This is a genomic window from Rubripirellula obstinata (genome assembly GCF_001642955.1).
GTDB lineage: Bacteria > Planctomycetota > Planctomycetia > Pirellulales > Pirellulaceae > Rubripirellula > Rubripirellula obstinata.
In genome coordinates, this window is sequence record NZ_LWSK01000231.1 from 1 (window position 1) to 3,334 (window position 3,334).

2 protein-coding genes are annotated in these 3,334 nt (G+C 55.2%); one reads left to right on the plus strand and one right to left on the minus strand.

All coding sequences use genetic code 11. From position 1 onward, the window contains the following. Nucleotides 1–360 precede the first annotated feature (360 nt). Nucleotides 361–3,006 (minus strand): ComEC/Rec2 family competence protein, encoded by a 2,646-nt coding sequence (locus RC85_RS25240; RefSeq protein WP_149752858.1) that lies wholly within the window; start codon nucleotides 3,004–3,006, stop codon nucleotides 361–363. A 110-nt stretch (nucleotides 3,007–3,116) separates the two neighbouring features. On the opposite strand from RC85_RS25240, the gene RC85_RS28730 reads away from it, so the two are divergent. Beyond that, a partial coding sequence (locus tag RC85_RS28730; RefSeq protein ID WP_238383229.1) for a hypothetical protein occupies nucleotides 3,117–3,334 on the plus strand: 218 nt, incomplete at its 3' end.

Genomic DNA, 3,334 nt, shown 5'->3' on the forward strand with positions numbered 1-3,334 from the left:
AGCCGCGAAACCGAGCCAGAGAATTGATGTGGGGCAGTCATCCGGGTGCTCGCGCACCCGGCAGGGAGCTGCCGGCCCTCCGGGCCTAACGCGCAGTAACTGATACGACGTCCCGAGCGAAAGGCGACTATAAAAAGTCGTACGTTCCTTACGCGTCACGGCTCACTAGTTTACTGCGAGCGATGCTTGAAGGCCCGGCCGCTTACGCGTCGCGGTTCACTAGTTTACCGCGAGCGATGCTTGAAGGCCCGGCCGCTTACGCGTCGCGGCTCACTAGTTTACCGCGAGTAATGCTTGAAGGCCCGGCCGCTTACGCGTCGCGGCTCACTAGATCAGCAGTCTCAAATTGGATCATAGGTTCTACTCCGCATCTATCTTACACCAGGGTGCTTCCAACCACGATCGGATCTGAATTTCTCCTTCGCCATTGATTCGGACTCGGATGGCACCGGACAGGGCTGTGACGTGGACTTGGCTGCCGCGTTGGGCCAGCATCGCTGAAACCTCCGGTCGCCGCGCCAAACGTCCACCGCTGACAATCGTTTCAGCGGGCCGGGCCCAATTCAGTATCATGTCCGCATCCATTGCCAAGCTGCCGTGATGGGGAGCCATCATCACGCCACCCGGCGGCGGACGGTCTTGCCGGGTCATCACACCGGTTCCCGGTGGTTCCAAATCGCCCGGCAACAAAGCGACCGCACCAGCGTGATCCAACCGCAGCACCAAACTGTTGGCATTGTCGCTGCCAGGGATACGAACGGCGGGTGGATGCAGCACTTCGACCTGGGTTTGGCCGATCGCAAAGACGTCGCCGAGCGACAATTCACGCGTTGGAATCGAGTGGCGATGGATTGCTTTCACGATCGGTTCCAACGCCGTTTCTGGCTCCGCCAACATTCCCGGTGGTGTTACGATCTGATCCACTCCAAATCGGCCGATGATTCCTGGCAACGCATTGAAGTGATCTGAATCAGCGTGCGAGAGAACAATTCCATTGAGATGGCTGACGCCAAGCGACCACAAAACCTGTTCGATGTGACGCGAGTTTCCAGCGTCGTTTCCAAGACGCCCGCAATCGTACAACCAGACTTTATCGGCCGACCGCATCACAACGCAAGTTCCATGACCCACATCGACAAAGGTAAACTCGACACAGCGATCAGGCAGTTCCGCCGGTCGTGTCGCCAATACAAACGCAACCAACATCCAGCATGAAATCCAAACCGATCGTGTCAGCCGTGCTGCGATCGATCGCGGTATCAAAAGCGTTGCGGCCAAGCCGACGTAAAAAACAATGACCCAAAATGTCGGTGGTGCAGGCAACCAAGCATGTCCCAGCGGAACCGAAGCCGCCGCCACGATTACTGTCTGCATAATCCAGATCGTGGCATGGCAAACCGCTGCGGCCGGCAACGCGACCCATGGATGAATCAGCCCACCAATGACCGTGATCAAGCCAGCCGCCAATGCGACGAATAACAACGGTCCCAACAACACATTGGTACACACGCTGATGATCGATACCACATGAAATTGATGCCACACCAACGGAGCCGCCACCGCGGTCACGCAAAGGCTAAGCCACAACAGACTGGTGACGATCTTTGAAAAAACGCCAGCGTAATAAACCGGTCGAGATCGCGAGCCTTCTGCAAGCGCAAGAAGTCTTTCCTCTTGGTCAATTGCCGCATCAACAGTCCTGGATTGATGTTGTCGATTGAGTCTTCCGCTGGCCATCAACAACGTCCCGACCGCCAAGAACGATAAATGAACACCGACACTAAACAGGTTTTCGGGATTCAAAAATAGTAGCAACAAACCGGCAAGCGACAGCGTGTTGATCGCTTGGCTAGGTCTGCGCATCCAGATTGCGATCGAAAAGGTCGATACCAAAATCGCCGCTCGCAAAACGGGCGGGCGACCGCCGGTCAGCGCCGTGTAGAAAACACAAACAGCAATCGTAAAAGCGACCTTCCAAAAGATTGGCATTCGTAAAACAGCGGCCAGAAACATCGCCAGCGAAACCACGATCGCCAAGTGCATTCCGCTGACGGACAACAAATGAGCAGTGCCCGTGATCAGCAAAAGATCTCGAGTACTTGAATCAACAAAGTCCCGCTGACCAAGCACCAATGCGACCGCCAGCGGACCTGTTGTTTCACCCAAGTTTTCCAACAAGACATCACGACCGCGAACCGCGATTTCCGCAACTACCCGCTTTGCGACGTGCTTTCCCGGACACGAAGACAACAGTTCCAATTGTTCTAACTGATCAATATCCAGCCGCCCTTGAATGTTGCCACTTCGATCGGCGGCAACCCAATCATGACTACCAGGGTTAGTTGGCGAATCGGCTCGAGTGATCGATCCATACGCCCGAATGCGGTCACCCGGACGAAGGTGGTCGCATCGCTCTCCGATGCAGACTCGTAGCAATCCGTCGGTGGGCTGCATTGTTTGACCGACGCGAAATTGATTCACGGAAAGAACCAACGATGTGTTCCATCGAGAGATCTTGGCATCGTCGTTCTGGGCACCTCGAGTCTGGGTACCTCGAGTCTGGGCACCTCGAATCGCAAACGGGTTGGGTCGCAGTGTCGGCGTTGAACAGACAGTGCCTTCGACGACTGCGGCGCTGGCTTGGGGACCGATCATTCCACGCAACTGAGATTGCTGGTAACGAAGATCCTGCCAATGGTGATTGATGCCAGAAATCGACGTCACCAAAACGAGCACCGAAACGAGATTCATCTTTGGCCGAACCGACGTTGAAAAACAGCAACCAGCGAGAGTCAGCAAGCTAACAACCGTTATGCAAATCCAACTACCAAAGATCAACGACTTCCAATTTCCAGGGCAAGCATCGTCAAGCAGAATTCCGACCGCCGCCGCTGCCAAAATCAGCATCAGAGGCTGTTGATGAACAAGCAATGCCCACCGGTTACTTCGCAGCGAATGATTCGAATCGAACCGCGACGCCTCGCGTTTGGAAGTTGTATTCTGCACCAACGAATGCCCTCTTGTTGCAGAAAATAATGATTCAGCCGCCGCTAGTTTATAGTCGCCTTTCGCTCCGCGAAAGTTGCGTTAACTCGCTCACCAGGTCAAATCACATTTTGAAGCTTGGGGATTTCTTGTCAGCCGCTGGCGGTAACGTCCAACGCCGTGAAGGGTTTCTGGACTGTTTAACCGCGTGGGCATCGCCCCGCGCGTCCATGCGGGGCGAAACGCGCGAAGCGATGCCTGGGCTGATGAAAATCATTGCATCGCAGCAAATTGGGCAAGCTGCACCATGGCAGACAACACAAACTGCAGCGCTGCGAAGCATTGTGGC